This is a genomic window from Novosphingobium sediminis (assembly GCF_007991615.1).
Taxonomy (GTDB): Bacteria; Pseudomonadota; Alphaproteobacteria; order Sphingomonadales; family Sphingomonadaceae; genus Novosphingobium; species Novosphingobium sediminis.
In genome coordinates, this window is record NZ_BJYR01000012.1 from 189,258 (window position 1) to 208,054 (window position 18,797).

Below are 18,797 nucleotides of genomic sequence, written 5' to 3' on the forward strand. Positions count from 1 at the left end.
GCTCACCCTGAGCCTGTCGAAGGGTGCTGGCGCGGCGGTTCGTGCCAGATGCTTCGACAAGCTCAGCATGAGCGGTTTCTGGGGGAAGGGATTCGCAGGGACGCCTATAAGGCAACAAAAAACCCCGCCGCGGCGGGGTTTTTCATGGGATGGTGGGCGTAGCAAGGATTGAACTTGCGACCCCTACGATGTCAACATAGTGCTCTACCACTGAGCTATACGCCCGCACCATCATGCTTCCGCAGCGGCTAGCGCGGCGGGAGAGGCAGCCCATTAGCGCCGGGCGGCAGGGCTGGCAAGGGGGGTTTTGCGGCCCGCCAGACTTAGCGCAGATTGCCGGTCATCGGCGACTCCGCGAACACGCGCTCCACTTCGAGGACGAGATCGCGCAAGTGGAACGGCTTTGACAGCACGCGCGCGCTCGGCGCCTCGCGGTTGGCCTTGAGCGTTACGGCGGCAAAGCCGGTGATGAACATCACCTTGGTGCCCGGGCTGATCTCGGCGCAACGCTGCGCGAGTTCGATGCCGTCCATCTCCGGCATCACGATATCCGAGAGCAGCAGATCGAAGTGCTGGCTTTCGAGCAGGGGCACCGCATCGGTTCCGCGATCGACCGCGACCACATAGTAGCCCGCATTCTCGAGAGCACGGGCGAGGTAGGTGCGCATTGCTTCTTCGTCTTCGGCGAGGAGGATTCGAATCATGTTCACCTTCAATCGTCTTCCCAGTTTGCCTGGTTTTCGTGCTCATGGGGCCGGTGCGAGCGGCTCCCTTTACCGGATTGTGTACACCCGGCCAGGTTAAGATTCCGTCCAGATCGGCTCCTAGTGCGCAAACGCAATGGAGGCGCCACAATCTCTGAACATGTCCTGTGCCAGCTATGGGGCGAGTCTCCCACACCATGGAGCACTTTGACATGCGCGCCAAACCCCGGCAGCCTTCGCCCATGGACCGACTTTCAGCGTCGCGGGGCGAATCGCCCGTGCGCGGCAATGCCGCAAGTTTCAGCGCGGGCAATGTGCCCGGACTGGAAGGTTCGCCTGCGTTCACCGTGTGGCAACACGATCCTTCGCCGGTGCCGGTGGTCATTGCTGTCCCCCATGCCGGACGCAGCTACCCGCCCGAGCTTGTCTCCCGCATGCGCCAACCAGCGTACAGCGCGCCGAGGCTGGAGGACCGGCTGGTCGATCTGGTGGGCAAGGCTGTCGCCGAGCGGACCGGGGCTGCGCTGCTGGTGGCCCATGCGCCGCGCGCGATGATCGATCTCAACCGCGCGAGCGACGATGTCGATTGGGACATGGTCGGCGGCGGGGCGCCGGATGCAAGCTCGGTCCCGGTCAGTTCGTCCTCGGCGCGCCGCGCGCGCAGCGGGCTCGGCCTTGTGCCGCGGCGTCTGCCGGGACTTGGCGAGCTGTGGAAATGGCCGATCGCGCACGATGACCTCGCCGCGCGGATCGATGGCGTGCATGTGCCTTATCACAGCGCGCTTGCTGCGCTGCTGGAAAGCGTGCGCGCACGGTGGGGGGCGGCGCTGCTGATCGACCTTCATTCGATGCCGCCGCTGCCTGCGCGGGCCGGCGAACCGGTGGCCGAGTTCGTGGTGGGAGACCGCTTTGGTGCGGCCTGCGACGGCGCACTGGTGGCAGAGGCGTTTGCCGCGCTGGGACAGGCCCGGCGGCTAGCCGCGCACAACCGGCCTTATGCCGGCGGCTATGTGCTGGAACGGCACGCGCGGCGCCATGCCGGGGTGCATTGCCTGCAACTGGAAATCGACCGGCGCACTTATCTCGATCCGGCAATGGCCGAGCCGGGCCCCGGGCTCGACAGCACGGTCGATATCGTCGCTACTTTGGTCCAGCGCATGGCGATTGCGGTGGCGGATCTGGGCCGCGAGCGCGGTTTTTGGCGCGCAGCCGCAGAGTAAGATCCTGAAATCAATAAAAAACCACCTGGAGCATTGCTCCAGGTGGCCAAGGTTCAGGGAGGAGGTGCACAAAGTGCACCCGCCACGCCGGGCCATGAGGGGAGCGCCGACGCGACTTACGGAAGATAGGTTGCGTCACCTTTTAGTGCAAGCGCTTTTGCCGCTCGTCTTGTCGCGATTGTGTCGCGATTGGTAACAGCAACCTATCCGGTCTGTAATACTCGCGATCAGAACGCCGGCAGCGTCGGCGTGGGGCCTACGCCCTGTTCCACCTGCTTGCCGAAGATCGTGCTCATCAGTTCGAGCGAGAAGATGTGTGCATAGACCAGCGGGAGCAGGCCGCTCTGCGCCCAGCCGCGCAGGACATCGCCGCGCATGTCGCGCAGCTTTTCCTGGTTCACCATCTGGAAACCGCGATAGACGAACGGCTGCTCGACGCCGGGCTGCTGGATCGCAGCTTCGCCGTCCATCAGCAGGTCGTGCTTGGTCAGTTCTTCGACGAACGCCTGCGTGCGCTGACCAGCCTGCTCGAACTGCTCGCAGAACTGCAGCACGTTGCGGGTGGCTTCCGAAGGCTCTTCACCGTTGAACATCGGCTCTCCATCGGCGAAATCGCCGAGCAGGCCCGAGGTCGGATCGAAGCACAGCGAGAGGTCGGTGGTTTCCGGCGTCAGCTTGGCGAGCAGGAACGGGTAGCGGCGGGCATAGGCCGGCACGTAGGCGTTCGGGGCGACGTTGCCTTCAGCATCGACGAACACGTTGATGCCCTCGTTGAGGCCCATCAGCGCGAGCGGCACGGGATTTTCACCCGAGGCGAAGATGATCGGGAAGTGGCGCGCGGCCTGCGGGAATTCCTCGACCGTCAGCGGAACCGCGTGCTGGCCGACCATCCAGACCGCCTTGTCGGCGGCGCGGGCCTTCCAGTTCGCGTGATCGCGCAGGTTCAGCGGCGCGAGATCGTTGTAGAACAGGGGCAGGGAAGCTTGCGGCGCGCTGGCCATGGAATTCTCTCCGTCAGACTGGTTGCCAGCCACACGCCAGATCGCGCGGGATTGCGGCGGGAAGCGCGCCGTTTAGGGATTGTGGCAAACCTGCGCAAGTGCACCTGCAACGCAGGGGTTACAGACGGCGAAGTTTTCCCTCAGATCAGCTTGCCGGGGTTGAGCAGCCCATGCGGATCGAGCGCGGCCTTGATCTGGCGGAGCATGGCAAGCGCTACCGGATCGCCGAGCCGGGCAAGCTCGTCGCGCTTCAATTGCCCGATGCCGTGCTCGGCCGAAATCGAGCCGCCCCACTGCGTGACAAGATCATGGACCTGCGCACTGATCGCCTTGCCATCGGTGGCCTGCCATGTGGCCGGATCGACCCCGGCGGGAGCCAGCACATGGAAGTGGATGTTGCCATCGCCAAGGTGGCCGAAGCCGACCGCGCGGGTACCGGGCCAAGCTGCCTCCAGCAGCGGAACGGCCTGCTCGACGAAATCGGGCATCTTGTGCGTCGGTACGCTGATATCGTGCTGCACGGCGGGGCCGAGCGCACGCTCCGCTGGCGCGATGCTGTCCCGCAGGGACCAGAACGCCTCGGCCTGCGCTTCGCTGGCGGCGATGGTCGCGTCGGCGATAAGGCCGGCCTCGAAGGCGGAGGCGAGCAAAGCTTCGGCGCGGCTTTGCAAGGTGGCGGCATCAGCATCGTTGTCGGCGACGAGTTCGATCAGCGCGTGCCAGGCGTGCGGCTCCGCCAGTGGGGCGCGGGCGGAGGGGAGGTAGGCGCACACGGCATCCAGCGAATGCCGCGGCATAACCTCGAAGCCTTCGAGCGCAGCGCCGGCGTGGGCTTCGGCATGGAGCAGCAGGGCGCGGGCATCGTGCAGCGAGGCGAGGCCAGCCCAGAGCACCGCGCGCCCGGCAATGCGCGGCTCCAGCCTGAGCGTGGCAGCGGTGACGATCCCCAGCGTGCCCTCAGAGCCGATCAGCACTTGCTTGAGATCGAAGCCGCGGTTGTCCTTCTTGAGCGGGGTCAGCGTATCCAGCACCGAGCCATCGGCCATGACCGCCTCGAGCCCCAGCACCATCGCGCGCATCGTGCCGTGGCGCAGGACCTGCGTGCCGCCGGCATTGGTCGAGATGAGCCCGCCGATCGTGGCCGAACCCTTGCCGCCGAGGGTGAGGGCAAAGCGCAGGCCCGCTGCGTCTGCCGCCTCATGCAGTGTTTGCAGCACGACGCCGGCTTCGGCGGTTACCATGCGGTTCTCGGCATCGAGGACGCGGATTTGGTTCATCCGGCGCAGGCTGAGGAGCAGGCCGTGGCCGCCGGTATCCGGAGTCGCGCCGCCGGACATGCCGCTGTTGCCGCCCTGGGGCACCACGGCCACGCGGTGTTCGGCGCAGAGGCGCATCAGCGCAGAAACATCGGCGGTGGAAGCGGGCGAGGCCATCGCGATGGCCCTGCCGGTGAAGCGCCCGCGCCAATCAGTGAGCCAGGGGGCCATCAGATCGGCGTCGGCGGTGAAACCGCGAGGGCCCAGCAGCGCGGCGGCCGCTTCGAGGAAGGGGGTGTGATCGGGGTTGGACATCGCCGCCGGGCTAATCCCGGCAGGGCGTTGTGGGCAATTCATTTTTTGCAGAAGGCGAGTTAAGCGAGCGTTCAAGCAAACGTGCTATCGCGGCAAAACGATTCTCCGGGTGTCCAATTAGCCCGCAGCAAGAATCGGGGCGGGGACAACAGTTTCGAGGGACCACACTGCTTCTGCCGTCGCCATGACAACGTTATTCGATCTTTTTGCGAGCATCGCCCTGACCTTGCCGGGTTTCCCGGCGGATGGAATCGTGTTTGCGCCGATCGATGACGCTGCCATGCAGGAAGACATCTGGGATGCGGCGGGGCTGCCTTCGGGGCCGCCCTTGCTGGTTAATCCGCAGGCCGCAGGCCCGGGTGGAACGGCGGCAGGCATTAACCCGCTTGGCCCCGATGTGTGGGATCAGGTGCGCATCGAACAGCGGGTCATCATCCGCGTGACGCCGCGCGATGCCGGGCGCGATGCGGTGGCGCCCCAGCTTCTGCCGCTCACCCCGATGCAGCCGATCATGCAGCCGATGCTGCCGCAGACGCGGCCGAACGCGGTGCGCTTTCGCGAACGCAAGACGGGCAAGTGCATGCCGGCGATGGGCATCGCCGCCGTGCAACCGATCACCGACGGGCGGCTCATGTTCTACATGCGCGATCGGCGGATGATCGCAGCGGGGCTCGAAAAGGCCTGCAGTGCGCGCGATTTCTACCTCGGCTTCTACATGTCGAAGACTCCGGACGGCCAGCTCTGCGTCGGCCGGGACCAGATTCATTCGCGCGCCGGGACGACCTGCAAGCTCAAGGACGTGCGCGAATACGTCCAGGTTGACGGAAACTGACGGCAAGTGCTTCGCATCCGTAACCAGTTTCCTTGACTTTCGTGGCCAATTGGGCCTAGGCGCGGGCTCACGAAGGGGGCTGCAGAGCCGGTCCTTCGGCGCGCCGGACAATCTTGCGCGCACCTGCTTTCGGATCACCAGCGCACATGAAATTTGCCGATCTCGGCCTGTCTGACGAATTGCTGCAGTCGGTTCTCGACGCCGGCTACGATACGCCAACTGCGATTCAGGCCCAGGCCATCCCCTCGGTGCTGATGATGCGCGACATTATCGGCATCGCGCAGACGGGCACGGGCAAGACGGCAAGCTTCGTGCTGCCGATGATCGACATTCTGGCGCATGGCCGCCGCCGCGCGCTGATGCCGCGCTCCCTGATCCTTGAGCCGACGCGCGAACTCGCCGCGCAGGTGGCCGAGAATTTCGAGAAGTACGGCAAGAACCACGATCTCAAGATGGCGCTGCTGATCGGCGGCGTGCAGATGGGCGATCAGGTCAAGGCGCTGCAGGACGGCGTGGACGTGCTGATCGCGACACCGGGCCGCCTGATGGACTTGTTCGAGCGCGGCAAGATCATGCTCAACGGGTGCAGCCTGCTGGTTATCGACGAGGCGGACCGCATGCTCGACATGGGGTTCATCCCGGATATCGAGACGATCTGTTCCAAGCTGCCGCCGAACCGGCAGACGCTGCTGTTTTCGGCCACCATGCCGCCGGTGATCAAGAAGCTGGCGGACAAGTTCCTCAGCAATCCGAAGTACATCGAAGTGGCGCGGCCTGCTTCGAACAATTCGAACATCGCCCAGCACAAGATCCACGTATCGACGCGCGGCAAGCGCGAGGCGCTGCGCCACCTGCTGCGCACCGACAACGTGAGCACCGCGATCATCTTCGCCAACCGCAAGACGACCGTGCGCGAACTGGCCAAGAGCCTGCAGCAGAGCGGTTTTTCGGCGGGCGAGATCCATGGCGACATGGACCAGAACGCGCGCAATGCCGAACTGCAGAAGTTCAAGGACGGGGCGATCTCGATCCTCGTGGCTTCGGATGTGGCCGCGCGCGGACTGGACGTGAAGGGCGTGAGCCACGTGTTCAACTATGACACGCCGTGGCATCCGGATGATTATGTGCACCGCATTGGCCGCACCGGCCGGGCGGGGGCTTCGGGCCGTGCGTTCACCTTCGTGACGAGCGAGGACGCGGAAGCGATCGCCAACGTCGAGAAGCTGACGGGCATGAGCATTCCGGTGTTCACGCTGGAGGGCGCGGAAGCAGCCCCGGCGGCTCGCGAGGATGCTGCGCCGCGTGAGAGTGGCCGGCGTGAGCGGGCACCGCGCGGCGAGAAGGCACCGCGCAAGGAACGTGCGCCCAAGGCCGCTGCCGCTGAGCCGGTGGTGGAGCGTGAGGAAGCGCCGGTGCGGGAAGCACGCGCGCCGCGTATTCAGCGCGACGAGCCGCGTCCGCCCAAGGATGTGCTGACCGAATTGCCCAGCAAGCCGGGTGAGTGGAACGGGCCGGTGCCGGGGTTCCTGAGCGTTTCTGCGCTTTAAGCGGCTCAGCCTTTCGCGAGATTTTCCAGCCAGAGTGTGCGGCGGATCGTCTGCTCTACTCGGCAGTTAACGTAGAGCACCGGGGCGATCGTGCCGCCGGAAAACCCATCCGACTCCTTGCGGCAGAACGGGTCACGCGCAGCAATCCAGCGGCGCTGGGCCGCGCGCAGCAGCGGCTGCTGCGCGGGCGCGATTTTCGGGAACACTGCCTGCCATGCGCGATTGAGCGCGGCGTCCTGCCGGGTGAATTCGGCGACAAAGCAATCGGCATTGTCGAGCGTGGTCTGCGCCTTGTCCTGGCAGGCGGTGAAGGCTGGCGTGTAGCGTGCCTGAACGGCCTGATCGACCGGGCCTTCCTCGGGCGTCATCACCATTCGGTAGGCGAAAGGCGGCGCAGCGTGCGCCATGATGGGTAGGACGAGCGCGGTAAGAGCGAGGATGAGGGCAGGCGCCTTCACGCCCTCAAGCCGCCTTCACGAAGCTATCGATCACCCGCTTCCGGTCCCCGCTTTCGAAATCGATTTCCAGCTTGTTGCCTTCCTGCGCGGCGACGGTGCCGTAGCCGAACTTGTCGTGGAACACGCGGGTGCCGATGGTGATATCGGTGCGGGGCTTGGCGGCGAAGCTGGCAGCGCTGCGGGCGGGTTCGGCGATGCGTTTGGGGGTGGCATCGTAGGTGCTGGCGGCGGCGCGTTGCCAGCCGGGGCCGCGGGAGAGGTTGCGGCTGGGGTTGGCGCGGGCGACGTCGGCGAAGGGGTCCGAGTGTTCGGACCACTGCGCGCGCCAGAGCGAGGCGCCGCCGCTCATCGTGGTTTCTTCCTCGATGTGATCGGCGGGCAGTTCGCCGACGAAGCGGCTGGGGATCGAGCTGGTCCACTGGCCGTAGATGCGGCGGTTGGCGGCGTGGAGGATCGTGCAGCGGCGGCGCGCGCGGGTGATGGCGACATAGGCGAGGCGGCGTTCTTCCTCGAGGCTCGCGAGGCCGCCTTCGTCGAGCGCGCGCTGCGAGGGGAACACGCCTTCTTCCCAGCCGGGGAGGAACACGTTGTCGAACTCGAGGCCCTTGGCGGCGTGGATGGTCATCACGGTGACCTTCTCGGTGTCCGCCGCCGCATCGTTGTCCATGACGAGGCTGACGTGTTCGAGGAAATCGCCGAGCGTTTCGTATTCCTCCATCGCGCGCGCGAGTTCGACGAGGTTTTCGAGGCGGCCCGAGGCTTCGGTGCTCTTTTCGGCCTGAAGCGCGGCGGTGTAGCCGGATTCGTCGAGTACCATGCGCAGCAGTTCTGCCGGAACGAGCGTGGCCATCGCATCGCGCCAGCCGACGAACGAGCGCATCAGGCCGGCGAGCGTGCCGCGGGCGCGCGCGGGAAGCTCGTCCGTATCGCAGAGTTCGATCGCGGCGGCGGCCAGTGGAATCCCCCGCGCGCGGGCGTGGCGGTGGAGTTTTTCGAGCGTCTTGTCACCCAGCCCGCGCTTGGGGGCGTTGTAGATGCGCTCGAAAGCGAGGTCGTCCTGCGGGGAGGCGATGACGCGCAGGTACGCGAGCGCGTCGCGGATTTCGGCGCGTTCGTAGAAACGGAAGCCGCCGACGATCTTGTAGGACAGGCCGATCTGGATGAAGCGGTCCTCGAATTCGCGCGTCTGGAACGAAGCGCGCACGAGGATGGCCATGCGGTCGAGCGGCGCGCCTTCGCGCTCCAGCCGTTCGATTTCCTCACCCACGCGGCGGGCTTCCTCGGGGCCGTCCCACACGCCGATGACGCGGACCTTGTCGCCGCCGTTCATCTCGGTCCACAGCGACTTGCCGAGGCGCTGGCTGTTTTCCGCGATGACCCCGCCGGCGGCGGCGAGGATGTGCGGCGTGGAGCGGTAGTTCTGCTCTAGGCGGATCACCTTGGCGCCAGGAAAATCCTTTTCGAAGCGCAGGATATTGGCGACTTCTGCGCCGCGCCATGAGTAGATCGACTGGTCGTCATCGCCCACAACGCAGATGTTCTTGCGGCCTTGGGCAAGGAGGCGGAGCCAGAGGTACTGGACGGCGTTGGTGTCCTGATACTCGTCCACCATCACGTATTTGAAACGGCTCTGCCAGCTTTCGAGCACTTCGCGGTGCTGGCGGAAAATGGTGAGCATGTGGAGCGTGAGATCGCCGAAATCGCAGGCGTTGAGCGCGCGCAGGCGATCCTGATAGAGGGCGTAGAACTTCGCGCCCTTGCCGTTTGCGTAAGCCTCGTTGTCGAGCGCATCGAGGTCCTTCGGGCCGAGGCCGCGGTTCTTCCAGCGGTCGATCAGGCCCGCCAATTGGCGCGGTGGCCAGCGCTTGTCGTCGATCCCCTCGGCCTGGATAAGCTGTTTCAGCAGGCGCAGTTGGTCATCCGTGTCGATGATCGTGAACGTGCTTTGCAGGCCGACCAGCTCGGCATGCCGGCGCAGCATCTTGGCGGCGACCGAGTGGAACGTGCCGAGCCACGGCATCCCTTCGACCGAAGGGCCGATCATGTGGCCAACGCGTTCGCGCATTTCGCGCGCGGCCTTGTTGGTGAAGGTGACGCAGAGGATTTCCGAAGGCCACGCGAGGCGCGAGCGCAGGATATGCGCCATGCGCGCGGTGAGCGCGGCGGTCTTGCCCGTGCCCGCGCCCGCGAGCATCAGCACGGGGCCTTCGGTCGTCAGAACGGCCTCGCGCTGCGGGGGATTGAGGCCGTTAAGCCAATCAGATTCGGGGGCGCTTACAAGAGTCACGCAGGAACAAGTAGAGAACTTGCGCCGCATGCGCAACCACGCTGCGGCGCTGTTCCGGGGGTAATCAGAACTCCGCCCAGTCACCCTCCGGCGCTGCCTTCAGCGCAAGATTGCCGCGCACGGCGGGCGCTGCGCCGCGCTGGCGCGGAGCGGGTCCGGGGGCGGCGAGCGGCGCTGCTGCGTGGGCCGATGTGGTCATTGCACCGGTCTGAAAGCGGGCTGTCTGCGCGTTGAGCTGCTGGGCGACGGTGGCGAGCGTGCGCGCGGCGGCGGTGCTTTCCTCGACCATTGCGGCGTTCTGCTGGGTCATCCGATCAAGATCGGTGACGGTGGTGGCGATTTCGGCAAGCATGGCCGACTGGCGCTGGGCGGATTCGGTAATGCCCTCGACCAGCGTGCTGACCCCGCCGACGCGGCCAACGATCTGGCGCAGGACTGTGCCGGTCTCGCCGACAAGTTCGACCCCGCGATCGACATGCCCGGTGGAGGACTTGATGAGCTGGCCGATCTCGCGCGCGGCATCGGCAGAACGCTGGGCCAGCGCGCGCACTTCTGTGGCGACGACGGCGAAGCCGCGGCCGGCGTCTCCGGCGCGGGCTGCCTCGACCCCGGCATTGAGCGCGAGAAGGTTTGTCTGGAAAGCGATGCCGTCGATCACGCTGATGATCTGCGCCACGCCTTGCGACGACTGCTGGATCGCGTTCATCGCCTCGACCGCGCGTTCGACGACGGTGCCGCCGGCAGCCGCTTCGCCGTGCGCTTCGGAGGTGGCGCGGTTGATCTCCACGGCGAGAGCGGCGTTGTTACCGACAAGCGTCGTGACCTGCTGCATGGCGGCGCTGGCTTCCTCGAGCCGGGCGGCCTGTGCCTCGGTCCGCTGGGCGAGGTCATCAGAGGCGGTGCGGATCTCGGCGGCACCGATGTCGATCGTGCGGCCCGATTCGACGACCTGGCCCAAGGCATTGGCAAGCTGCGTCAGCGCTTCGTTGAAGTTCTGGCGCAGTTCTTCGGCTTCGCCCGGAAACGGCGTGGTGATGCGATAGGCCAGATTGCCGTGGGCGAGTTCGCTCATGGCCGCGGTAAGCTGTCCTACCATCACATCGCGTTCGGCAGAGGCATTGCGCAGGTTTACCGCCTGATCGCGGAACAAACCCATCGCTCGGCTGAGCCGGCCAACGCTGTCACTGTAGTCGGTGTGCCCGATCGGACTATCCAGATCACCGGCGGCGAGGCCTTCGGTGCGCAGGACTGTAGCAAAATAGGGATCGGCGATCCGCTTCTTTGCGCCGAGCCCAACGGCTGCGGTCAGCACGAGCGCCACCGCAGGCGCCAGCAGCGCTGCCGTACCATATCCCGCCAGTGCAAACACTGCGCCCAATCCGGAGAAAAGCACCAGCAGCAGGTGAACCCAGAGCAGAGTGTCGAATTTCGCCCGGATCGGAGCTTGCTTCTCAAACCATTGCAGCATGATGCTCTTACCCGCCTATCATTTGTTTCGAAGGACGGTTGATAGCGCCAGTGGTTGATTGTTTGCCGAAAGGTGTAATAGCGGTCATCAACATGGGGATCGCACACCGGGCGTTAACCGGATGGGGTGGGGAGAGCTTGAAAATGGCGGATACGCGCAGTCCCTTCGTGGTCCACGCGCGTGTGCTTCTGGCGAGCCTCGTCGGCACGGCGGTTGAGTTCTACGATTTCTACATTTTCGGCACGGCTGCGGCGCTGGTCATCGGACCGCTGTTTTTCCCTGCGGAGAGCCAGGCGGCGCAGACGCTGCTGGCGCTGATGACCTTTGGCATCGCATTTTTCGCGCGGCCCGTGGGGGCGGTGGCGTTTGGCCATTTCGGGGATCGGATCGGGCGCAAATCGACGCTGGTGGTCTCGTTGCTGCTGATGGGTGTCTCCACGTTCCTCGTCGCTTTCCTGCCCGGCTATGCCGTTGCCGGATGGGTCGCGCCGGCGCTGCTTTGCCTGTTGCGATTTGGTCAAGGCTTCGGTCTGGGGGGGGAATGGGGCGGCGCATCGCTGCTCGCAGTCGAGAATGCGCCAAAGGGCATGGAGGCCCGGTTCGGCATTGCCGCCCCGCTGGGGGCGCCGGTGGGGTTCCTGTTTGCCAACGGACTGTTCCTGCTGCTGGGGCTTGGCCTGACCGAAGCGGATTTCTTGAGCTGGGGCTGGCGCGTGCCGTTTCTGGCGAGTTCGCTGCTGGTGATCCTTGGGCTGTGGATCCGGCTGCGCATCGGTGAGACGCCCGCGTTCAAGCAGGCGATGGAAGCCGCACCGCCGCCGCGGGTGCCGATCGGGACGCTGCTGGCCCGCTATCCCGGCGCGGTGCTGGCGGGAACGATGGGCGTGATCGCCTGTTTCTCGCTGTTCTACCTTGCGACGACATTCGCCCTTTCGTTCGCCACGACCAAGCTCGGCTATCCGCGTGAGACGGTGCTCGGGATCCAATTGGGGGCGGATGTGGTGTTTGCCATCGGGATCGTGGTTTCGGGCTGGTGGTCCGATGCCACCTCGCCGCGTACGGTGATGGCGGTGGGGGCGGGGCTGACCGCGCTGGTGGGCTTCGTGTTTGGCGGCGGGCTGGCGGCGGGATCGCTGCTGGTGCTGTTCCTGACGCTATCGGCCGCGCTGTTCGTAATGGGGCTTTGCTATGGCCCGATCGGAGCGTGGCTGCCTTCGCTCTATCCGGTGGAGGTGCGCTACACCGGGATTTCGCTGGCGTTCAATCTGGGCGGGATCGTCGGCGGGGCGCTGGCGCCGCTGGGCGCAGCGTGGCTGGCGACCAATGGCGGAGTGATCTGGACGGGGCTGGTGCTGACGGCGGCGGGGATCGTGACGCTGATCGGCGTGCTGGCCGCGCCCCGTCAGGCTGCCTAGTCGGCCATTCGCATCAGGGTGAGGCGCGCCTTGCCGACCTTGCGTTCAACATCGATTTCGAGGCTGCGCACGCCTGCGGGTTCATCCGCGTGGGTTTCGAGGCTGACCCAAGTACCGGGGCCGATCCAGCCGAGGCGCTGAAGTCGCTCGATGGCGACAGCGCCCGCGCCCGAGCCATAGGGCGGATCGAGCAGCACGACATCGAGCGGCGTGGGGACAGGGCCGAGCGCGAGCACGGAGGCGGCGCGGACATCGCACTGCGCCTGCGCGTGGAGCGCGGCGATATTGGCGCGCAGGGCGCGGATCGCGGCGGGATCCTGCTCAACAAACAGCGCCTTTGCCGCGCCGCGCGACAGAGCTTCGAGGCCGAGCGCGCCGGAACCGGCGAAGAGGTCTGCCACGGTCAGCTCCTCCCAACTGCCGAGGCGGCTGGTGAGCATCGAGAACAGCGTTTCGCGGGTGCGGTCTGCCGTGGGGCGCGTGGTATCGCCCGCCGGGGCCTGAAGTTTGCGGCCGCGCCAGGTGCCGGCGATGATCCTGAGCATCAGCGCTGGCCCTTCGGCTTGCCGCCGCTCTTGCCGCGAAAATTGCGCGGAGGTCGGGCATCGGGACCCGGCGACGGGCCTTCGGCGACCGGCCTGGCATAGGGCCGGTTGGGGTAGGTTTTTGCGGCGGGCTTGGGCGCCGAAGGCTTGCTGACAAGCTGACCGGCATCGGCGGACGGCCTCACGCGCGAGGGTCGTTCGCGGGCTGGGCGATCGGGTTCCGCGCGCATACGCGAAGGCCGCTCAGGCTCGCGTAGCTGGCGAGCCGGCCTTGCGGGCCTTGCGGGCTTTGCGGCCTCTTCAACGGGCTTAGGCGCACGCGGGACGTAGGCCTTTCCGGCGTGGACGGCCTGCTGATCGCGCGTGGCCTTGTCGCTGGACAGGCCCTTGCGGAAGCGTTCGACGACGATCTGCGGCACTTCCTCGGCACCGCCGCGCGGCAGTTCGCCCAGATCGAACGGGCCATAGCGCAGGCGCAGCAGGCGCGAGACTTCGAGGCCGAGATGCTCGAGCACGCGGCGCACTTCGCGGTTCTTGCCTTCGGTGAGGGTCAGCTCGATCCACTTGTTGCGGCCGGCGCTGCGTTCCATGTTGGCGTTGATCGGGCCGTAGCGAACGCCCTCGATCTCGATCCCCTGCATGAGATCATCGAGCATCTCTTGCGTGACATTGCCGAAGGTGCGCGCGCGGTAGGTGCGGGGCACGCCATTCGCGGGCAGCTCCATCGCGCGCTTCAGTTCGCCATCATTGGTGAGGAGCAGCAGCCCCTCGGTGTTGATGTCGAGCCGGCCAACCGGCATCACGCGGCCCGCGCCGGGGGGCAGCGCATTGCGCAGCGCGGTGTAGATCGTGGGGCGGCCCGTGGGATCACGCTCTGCGGTGATGAGGCCCGAGGGCTTGTGGAACATGAACAGACGCGGCGGTTCGGCTGCGGCCACGGGGTTGCCGTCGACCGTAACGCCGCGCAGGTTCTTGAGGATCGTTGCGGGCGTGGTGATGACCTCGCCTTCGAGTGCGATGCGACCTTCGGCGATGTAGCGTTCGATCTCACGCCGGCTGGCGACACCGGCGCGGGCGAGCAGCTTGGCGATGCGATCGCCTTCGCGCGGGGTGCCGTCATCGGCGGGGGCGCGGGTCTGCGGAGTGGCCGGAGCCCCCGGCACGCGCGGCTTGGGGATCTTGTAGGGCTTGGGAGCCGCGGGGCGTCGCGGACCGCCGCTCCTGTCTTTGGGGGGGAATGCCATGGTTTGCCCCTTACGCCGGGGAGGGCGCGCCGTCATCCTTCTTCGTAAAGGGCGATTTCGCGCTGGCAGATCTCGTGGAAGCGGCGGATCCCGCCTTCGAGCGTGCCGAGGGTGAGGTGCGGAACGGCGCCGGTGGCAAGGCCCTGCTGGCCCAGTTCGGCGGCGCGGAAATCTTCCGAGCCGAACACCTGCCCGTCGAGCAGTTCCCAGCTGCGGCGCCAGTGGTCCTCGGCCTTCTCGGTCTGCGGGGCCTCGGCGATCAGCATGAAATCCTCGACGAGGGTGAGGTCATGCGCCTGCGGCATGATCGTCATGATGTTCACGTAGTCCGGGCTGATGACGATCACGGTGGCGGGAAAGAGCTGGTAGGCGAACGTCGCGACGCGGCGGAGGGCTGGCCAATCGGCAAGATCGACGCCTTCAAGTTCCGTCGCCCGCCCGACCAGCGAGCGCATGTGCGGGCCGACTTCGTCACCCGCCGTCACGCCGTCCTTGAAGTAGGGGCCGATGGTGCGGGCGTGGAGGCGCTGCACGTGGTAGCTTTCAAGGAACGCGTCCATGATCAGCTTCCAGTTGGACGCGACCCGGTGCGTGCGGCGGGTGTAGAGGTAGTGCGAGGCAAGGTCTGCGGCGGCGAAATCCGCGCTGATTTGCGCGGCTTGGGTGAAATCCGCGTCTTTTGGCGCGAACCAGATGAGGCCGCCGGCTTCGAGGCTGGGCAGTTCGACAAGGCCGTGGGCGGATTGGTCGAAGGCGGGGAAGGTATCGGGGCGGGGAAGCGCGAGGAGCTTGCCGTCGGTGCTGTAGGTCCACGCATGGTAGGGGCAGACGAGGCGCTTGGTGCATTGCACCTCGCCGCCTTCGACAAGGCGCGTGCCGCGGTGGCGGCAGACGTTCATGAAGACGTGGGCCTTGCCGCTGCCATCGCGGGTGAGGAGCAGCGGCCTGCCGGTCCCATCGTGCGGTACGGTCATGCCCGGATCGGGGAGCAGCGCGGAGGGCGCGAGGACTTGCGGGTGGGGCCCGAACAGCGCGGCTTTCTCGCGCGCCCAGTGCGCGGGGTCGGTGTAGACGCTGGCGGGGACATGGGTGATGGCTTCGGCCTTGCGGCCCGCGCTGGCCGCCACCAGCCGCGCGAGTTCCAGTTGGCCGTCGGTGGGCCGCTGGGTCTGTTCAGTGGTGGCCATTTCGCGGCTCTCCCCGGATAACATCGCTCTCGGGTGCTAGGCATAGCGCAATTTCGCGCTAATCAAGCAGGGTAATTGCAAAGCGGGGACAACGGTTTCGCATGGGTTCGTCAGGGGCATCGTCCGGGGTTTCGAGTGCCGCAGAGGTGGAAAAACCGCCTCGTCCGAAGGGCTTGCGCCTGCTGATGGTGGCGCTTGCCACGCGCAAATCCGCGACGATGCTGGGCTTCGGCTTTGCCTCGGGCCTGCCTTATGCGCTGCTGCTGGGTACGCTCAATGCGTGGCTTGGCGAAGTGAAGATCGATCTCGCCACCATTGGTGTGCTTTCGTGGATCGGGCTTTCCTATTCGTTCAAGTTTCTGTGGTCGCCGCTGGTGGACCGCATGGCCCTGCCCGGGCTGGAAGCGCTGGGACGGCGCAAGAGCTGGATCCTGCTGTGCCAGATCGTGCTGGTGCTGGGCTTTGTGGGGCTGGCGTTCACCGATCCCGCCAAGGCCATCGGCACGTTCGCGCTGTTTGCGTTCCTTGCCGCGCTCGCTTCGGCGACGCAGGATGTGGCGGTGGACGCGTGGCGGATCGACGTGGCGGACGAGGATACGCCGGTCGAGCTGCTCTCCTCGATCTACCAGTTCGGCTACCGCATCGCCTCGATCGTAGGCGGCGCACTGGCGCTGGTGCTGGCGGGGCGGATGTCATGGCCGCTGGTCTATCTGCTCATGGCGGGGCTGATCGGTGTAATCTGCGTGGTGACCTTGCGCGCGCCCGATACGCCGCGGCCCGAGCAGGGCACGCTGCATGCCGCGCTGGCCCAGCCGGGTGAGCTGACGCCGCGGGTACGGGGCATCGCGCTGTTCATTGTCGGCACGAGCTGGGCTTGGGCCATCGCCACGATCGTGACCTTCATGGTGACCATGCTGACCCCGCTGGGGCCGGGCGAGAAGCATCCTTCCGTCGGCGACTTCACCCGCCAGTTCGGCCCGCTGATCGTGGCGGCAACGGTGGCCGTGCCGCTGCTGGTTGCGGCCGTGACCAACGCCATGCGCACGCGCGGGACAGCCGTGCTGACCGCGCCCGATACGCGGCATTCGGCGGTGCGGACCATGGCGAACCACCTCTACGTGGCGCTGATCGCGCCGCTCGCGGAGCTTGTCGCGCGGCTCGGCTGGGGCGTGCTGGTGGTGATCGGCATGATCCTCACCTACACGCTGTGCTACAACGTGTGGTCGAGCTTTGCGTTCCCGTTCTACCTCGATTTCCTGCACTATTCGAAGGACGAGGTGGCGTTCGCCTCCAAGCTGTTCGGCATCTTCATGACCATCGCGGGGATCAGCCTCGGCGGCTACCTGTTCCTGCGGCTGGGGCGGATGCCGACAATCCTTATCGGCGCGATCCTGCCGATGCTGGGCAACTTCGTTTACGCAGACCTTGCCGAAGGTGCGGTTCATATCGACGCCGTGGGGCAGACGCTGGGCCTCCACGCACTGTTCGGTCTGTTCGGCTTTGATCCGCGCATGGTGCGGTTGCTGCTGGCGATTTCGTTCGAGAACATTTCCACTGGCATCGCGGGGGCGGCGTTCGTGGCGTACCTCTCAGGCATCGTTTCGAAGCGCTACACGGCGGTGCAATATGCGCTGATGTCTTCGCTGACGTTCCTGATCGGCTCCTTGGGGCGCGGGATCGCGGGGGAGGCGTTCGATCTCTACGGCTATGCCACAGTGTTCCGCTGGACGGCGGCGGCGGGGCTCGTGGCGGTGCTGTTCGTGTGCCTGGAATGGGTGCGTGTGGCGCGGGAGAATGTGTTGGCGGTGGCTGCGGAAGTTTGAAGTTCGGGCGTTGTGATTGGTGCTTCGACAAGCTCAGCACGAGCGGTTCTTTTTTGTTTCTTTCCCCACACCCGCTCACCCTGAGCTCATCCTGAGCCTGCCGAAGGACGAAGGGTGTTCGCGCGACAATTCAGTCCGGCGCTTCGTCGTTTCGGCGCAGGACATCGCCCGCGAGGTAGAGCGAGCCGGCGATGAGGACGTCGCCTGCGGGTGGCAGCGCAGCGAGGGCATCTGCGACATTTGCGAAGCTGCGCACCGGCAGTGTGGTGAAGGGCGCGAAGTCCGCAGGGCTATGCGCTTCGTGGCCCGGCGCGGGGACGATGGACACCGAGGCCAGTTTGCCTGCCAGCGGGGCGAGGATCGCGCTAGGGTCCTTGCTGGTGAGCATGCCCATGACGAGGTGCAGCGGCGCAGCGTTTGCGAAATGGCGGGCGATGGCTTGCCCTGCGTCAGGGTTGTGGCCGCCGTCGAGCCAGACGGTGCGGTTTCCGGCGAGCGCGGTGAGCGGGCCGGTTCCGAGGCGCTGGAGACGGGCGGGCCAGCGCGCGGCGCGGATGCCTTCGGCCATGGCTTCGGGGGTGATTGTCAACGCGCTCTGGTGGCGCAGCATGGCGACGGCGAGGGCGGCGTTATCGGCCTGATGCGCGCCTGCGAGCGTGGGGAGCGGGAGGCTGAGGGTGCCCTTTGTGTCGCGGTATTCGATGGTCTCGGCAGTTTCGGCCCACCAGTCGCGGCCTCTTAACGCGACGGGCGCGCCGATGTGGCTGGCGGTGGCGAGGACGCTGGCAAGCGGGCTTTCCGCATAGCTCTGCACCACCAAGGGCGCGCCGGGCTTGGCGATGCTGGCTTTTTCGAACGCGATGCGTGCGAGGGGGTCTTCGGGCGTTCCGGCTTCGGGGACAAGCAGGAAGCTCTCGTGATCGATGCCCAGTGTGGCGATGCCGCAGACGGCTGGGTTTTCGAGGACGTTGGTCGCGTCCAGTCGCCCGCCGAGGCCGGTTTCGATGACGCAGGCATCTGCGGGCGTCTCGGCGAAGGCGAGGAAGGTAGCGACGGTGGTGACTTCGAAGAAGCTGGGGCCGAGGTCTTCGGCAGCATCGAGCACGCGCTTGAGGAGATCGGCGAGGCTTTCGTCCGAGATCAGCTTTCCGGCGACGCGGATGCGTTCGTTGTAGCGGACGAGGTGGGGTTTGGTGGCGGCGTGGACGACCAGGCCCTGCGCTTCGAGGATCGCGCGCAGGTACGCGCAGGTCGAGCCCTTGCCGTTGGTGCCCGCGACGTGGAGAACGGGGGGCAGGCGGCGCTGCGGGTTGCCGAGGCGGTCGCAGATGTCGCGCACGGTTTCGAGGCCGAGGCGGCCCTGTGGGAGCGAGAGTGCGTCGAGGCGGTCCAGCTGCGCCTGCACGCGCGAGTTTTCGGAAATAGCGAAGTCGCGCACTAAAAGCCCCTCCCGCATGCGGGAGGGGTTTGGGGTGGGCAGGGGCAAGCGCTGCGC

General features: G+C 66.3%; 15 protein-coding genes and 1 tRNA gene. 5 read left to right on the top strand and 11 right to left on the bottom strand.

Annotated features, from left to right (window positions below):
- Nucleotides 1-150: 150 nt before the first annotated feature.
- Both NSE01_RS09320 and cpdR read right to left on the bottom strand, forming a co-directional pair.
- A tRNA-Val gene (locus tag NSE01_RS09320) sits at nt 151-225 on the bottom strand.
- A 98-nt stretch (nt 226-323) separates the two neighbouring features.
- Complete coding sequence (gene cpdR / locus NSE01_RS09325) at nt 324-704, bottom strand: cell cycle two-component system response regulator CpdR (RefSeq protein ID WP_147159407.1); 381 nt, start codon at nt 702-704, stop codon at nt 324-326.
- 212 nt (nt 705-916) lie between these two features.
- Between cpdR and NSE01_RS09330 the strand changes: the two genes are divergently transcribed.
- Nucleotides 917-1,924: an N-formylglutamate amidohydrolase gene (locus NSE01_RS09330; RefSeq protein ID WP_246135132.1), complete on the top strand. Its 1,008-nt coding sequence runs from the start codon at nt 917-919 to the stop codon at nt 1,922-1,924.
- A gap of 227 nt (nt 1,925-2,151) precedes the next feature.
- On the opposite strand, the gene NSE01_RS09335 is transcribed toward NSE01_RS09330, so the two are convergent.
- Together NSE01_RS09335 and NSE01_RS09340 are read right to left on the bottom strand one after the other, a co-directional pair.
- Nucleotides 2,152-2,925 carry a SapC family protein gene (locus NSE01_RS09335; RefSeq protein WP_147159316.1) on the bottom strand — a complete coding sequence of 258 codons (774 nt, stop codon included), beginning with the start codon at nt 2,923-2,925 and terminating at the stop codon, nt 2,152-2,154.
- Between the two features lie 140 nt (nt 2,926-3,065).
- Nucleotides 3,066-4,496 (bottom strand): FAD-binding oxidoreductase, encoded by a 1,431-nt coding sequence (locus tag NSE01_RS09340; protein WP_147159317.1) that lies wholly within the window; start codon nt 4,494-4,496, stop codon nt 3,066-3,068.
- 184 nt (nt 4,497-4,680) lie between these two features.
- Here NSE01_RS09340 and NSE01_RS09345 point away from each other — a divergent pair, with 184 nt between their 5' ends.
- Together NSE01_RS09345 and NSE01_RS09350 are read left to right on the top strand one after the other, a co-directional pair.
- The gene (locus NSE01_RS09345; RefSeq protein ID WP_147159318.1) at nt 4,681-5,328 is read left to right on the top strand and encodes a hypothetical protein; all 648 of its coding nucleotides are present in this window, start codon (nt 4,681-4,683) and stop codon (nt 5,326-5,328) included.
- A gap of 146 nt (nt 5,329-5,474) precedes the next feature.
- Nucleotides 5,475-6,875, top strand: a complete 1,401-nt coding sequence (locus NSE01_RS09350) for a DEAD/DEAH box helicase (protein ID WP_147159319.1) — start codon at nt 5,475-5,477, stop codon at nt 6,873-6,875.
- 5 nt (nt 6,876-6,880) lie between these two features.
- On the opposite strand, the gene NSE01_RS09355 is transcribed toward NSE01_RS09350, so the two are convergent.
- The 3 genes from NSE01_RS09355 to NSE01_RS09365 form a co-directional block, all read right to left on the bottom strand.
- Nucleotides 6,881-7,333, bottom strand: a complete 453-nt coding sequence (locus NSE01_RS09355; protein ID WP_147159320.1) for a lysozyme inhibitor LprI family protein — start codon at nt 7,331-7,333, stop codon at nt 6,881-6,883.
- A 4-nt stretch (nt 7,334-7,337) separates the two neighbouring features.
- Nucleotides 7,338-9,620: an ATP-dependent helicase gene (locus NSE01_RS09360; RefSeq protein ID WP_246135133.1), complete on the bottom strand. Its 2,283-nt coding sequence runs from the start codon at nt 9,618-9,620 to the stop codon at nt 7,338-7,340.
- A 64-nt stretch (nt 9,621-9,684) separates the two neighbouring features.
- Nucleotides 9,685-11,088: a methyl-accepting chemotaxis protein gene (locus NSE01_RS09365; protein ID WP_147159322.1), complete on the bottom strand. Its 1,404-nt coding sequence runs from the start codon at nt 11,086-11,088 to the stop codon at nt 9,685-9,687.
- Between the two features lie 143 nt (nt 11,089-11,231).
- On the opposite strand from NSE01_RS09365, the gene NSE01_RS09370 reads away from it, so the two are divergent.
- Nucleotides 11,232-12,503 (top strand): MFS transporter, encoded by a 1,272-nt coding sequence (locus NSE01_RS09370; protein ID WP_147159323.1) that lies wholly within the window; start codon nt 11,232-11,234, stop codon nt 12,501-12,503.
- Here NSE01_RS09370 and rsmD read toward each other — a convergent pair.
- Genes rsmD through NSE01_RS09385 form a run of 3 tightly spaced genes read right to left on the bottom strand, consistent with a single transcriptional unit; the run spans nt 12,500 to nt 15,479 of the window.
- Nucleotides 12,500-13,048, bottom strand: coding sequence for a 16S rRNA (guanine(966)-N(2))-methyltransferase RsmD (gene rsmD / locus NSE01_RS09375; RefSeq protein ID WP_147159324.1), 549 nt, complete (start codon nt 13,046-13,048; stop codon nt 12,500-12,502). The genes NSE01_RS09370 and rsmD overlap by 4 nt on opposite strands.
- Entirely contained in the window at nt 13,048-14,292 is a 1,245-nt protein-coding gene (locus tag NSE01_RS09380) for a pseudouridine synthase (protein ID WP_147159325.1), read from the bottom strand. The genes rsmD and NSE01_RS09380 overlap by 1 nt, the downstream gene beginning before the upstream one ends.
- A 32-nt stretch (nt 14,293-14,324) precedes the next feature.
- Nucleotides 14,325-15,479 (bottom strand): aromatic ring-hydroxylating oxygenase subunit alpha, encoded by a 1,155-nt coding sequence (locus tag NSE01_RS09385; RefSeq protein ID WP_147159326.1) that lies wholly within the window; start codon nt 15,477-15,479, stop codon nt 14,325-14,327.
- A gap of 101 nt (nt 15,480-15,580) precedes the next feature.
- Between NSE01_RS09385 and NSE01_RS09390 the strand changes: the two genes are divergently transcribed.
- Nucleotides 15,581-17,302 carry an AmpG family muropeptide MFS transporter gene (locus NSE01_RS09390; RefSeq protein ID WP_246135134.1) on the top strand — a complete coding sequence of 574 codons (1,722 nt, stop codon included), beginning with the start codon at nt 15,581-15,583 and terminating at the stop codon, nt 17,300-17,302.
- A 130-nt stretch (nt 17,303-17,432) separates the two neighbouring features.
- On the opposite strand, the gene NSE01_RS09395 is transcribed toward NSE01_RS09390, so the two are convergent.
- On the bottom strand, nt 17,433-18,740 hold the full coding sequence (locus NSE01_RS09395) for a bifunctional folylpolyglutamate synthase/dihydrofolate synthase (RefSeq protein ID WP_147159327.1): 1,308 nt from the start codon (nt 18,738-18,740) through the stop codon (nt 17,433-17,435).
- Nucleotides 18,741-18,797 lie beyond the last annotated feature (57 nt).

Excerpts from the sequence above, each read along its gene's own strand:
- NSE01_RS09365 (WP_147159322.1), bottom strand. The coding sequence starts at position 11,088 with ATGCTGCAATGGTTTGAGAAGCAAGCTCCGATCCGGGCGAAATTCGAC.
- cpdR (WP_147159407.1), bottom strand. The coding sequence starts at position 704 with ATGATTCGAATCCTCCTCGCCGAAGACGAAGAAGCAATGCGCACCTAC.
- NSE01_RS09335 (WP_147159316.1), bottom strand. The coding sequence starts at position 2,925 with ATGGCCAGCGCGCCGCAAGCTTCCCTGCCCCTGTTCTACAACGATCTC.
- NSE01_RS09380 (WP_147159325.1), bottom strand. The coding sequence starts at position 14,292 with ATGGCATTCCCCCCCAAAGACAGGAGCGGCGGTCCGCGACGCCCCGCG.
- NSE01_RS09330 (WP_246135132.1), top strand. The coding sequence starts at position 917 with ATGCGCGCCAAACCCCGGCAGCCTTCGCCCATGGACCGACTTTCAGCG.
- NSE01_RS09345 (WP_147159318.1), top strand. The coding sequence starts at position 4,681 with ATGACAACGTTATTCGATCTTTTTGCGAGCATCGCCCTGACCTTGCCG.
- NSE01_RS09385 (WP_147159326.1), bottom strand. The coding sequence starts at position 15,479 with ATGGCCACCACTGAACAGACCCAGCGGCCCACCGACGGCCAACTGGAA.
- NSE01_RS09350 (WP_147159319.1), top strand. The coding sequence starts at position 5,475 with ATGAAATTTGCCGATCTCGGCCTGTCTGACGAATTGCTGCAGTCGGTT.
- NSE01_RS09390 (WP_246135134.1), top strand. The coding sequence starts at position 15,581 with ATGGGTTCGTCAGGGGCATCGTCCGGGGTTTCGAGTGCCGCAGAGGTG.
- rsmD (WP_147159324.1), bottom strand. The coding sequence starts at position 13,048 with ATGCTCAGGATCATCGCCGGCACCTGGCGCGGCCGCAAACTTCAGGCC.
- NSE01_RS09340 (WP_147159317.1), bottom strand. The coding sequence starts at position 4,496 with ATGTCCAACCCCGATCACACCCCCTTCCTCGAAGCGGCCGCCGCGCTG.
- NSE01_RS09370 (WP_147159323.1), top strand. The coding sequence starts at position 11,232 with ATGGCGGATACGCGCAGTCCCTTCGTGGTCCACGCGCGTGTGCTTCTG.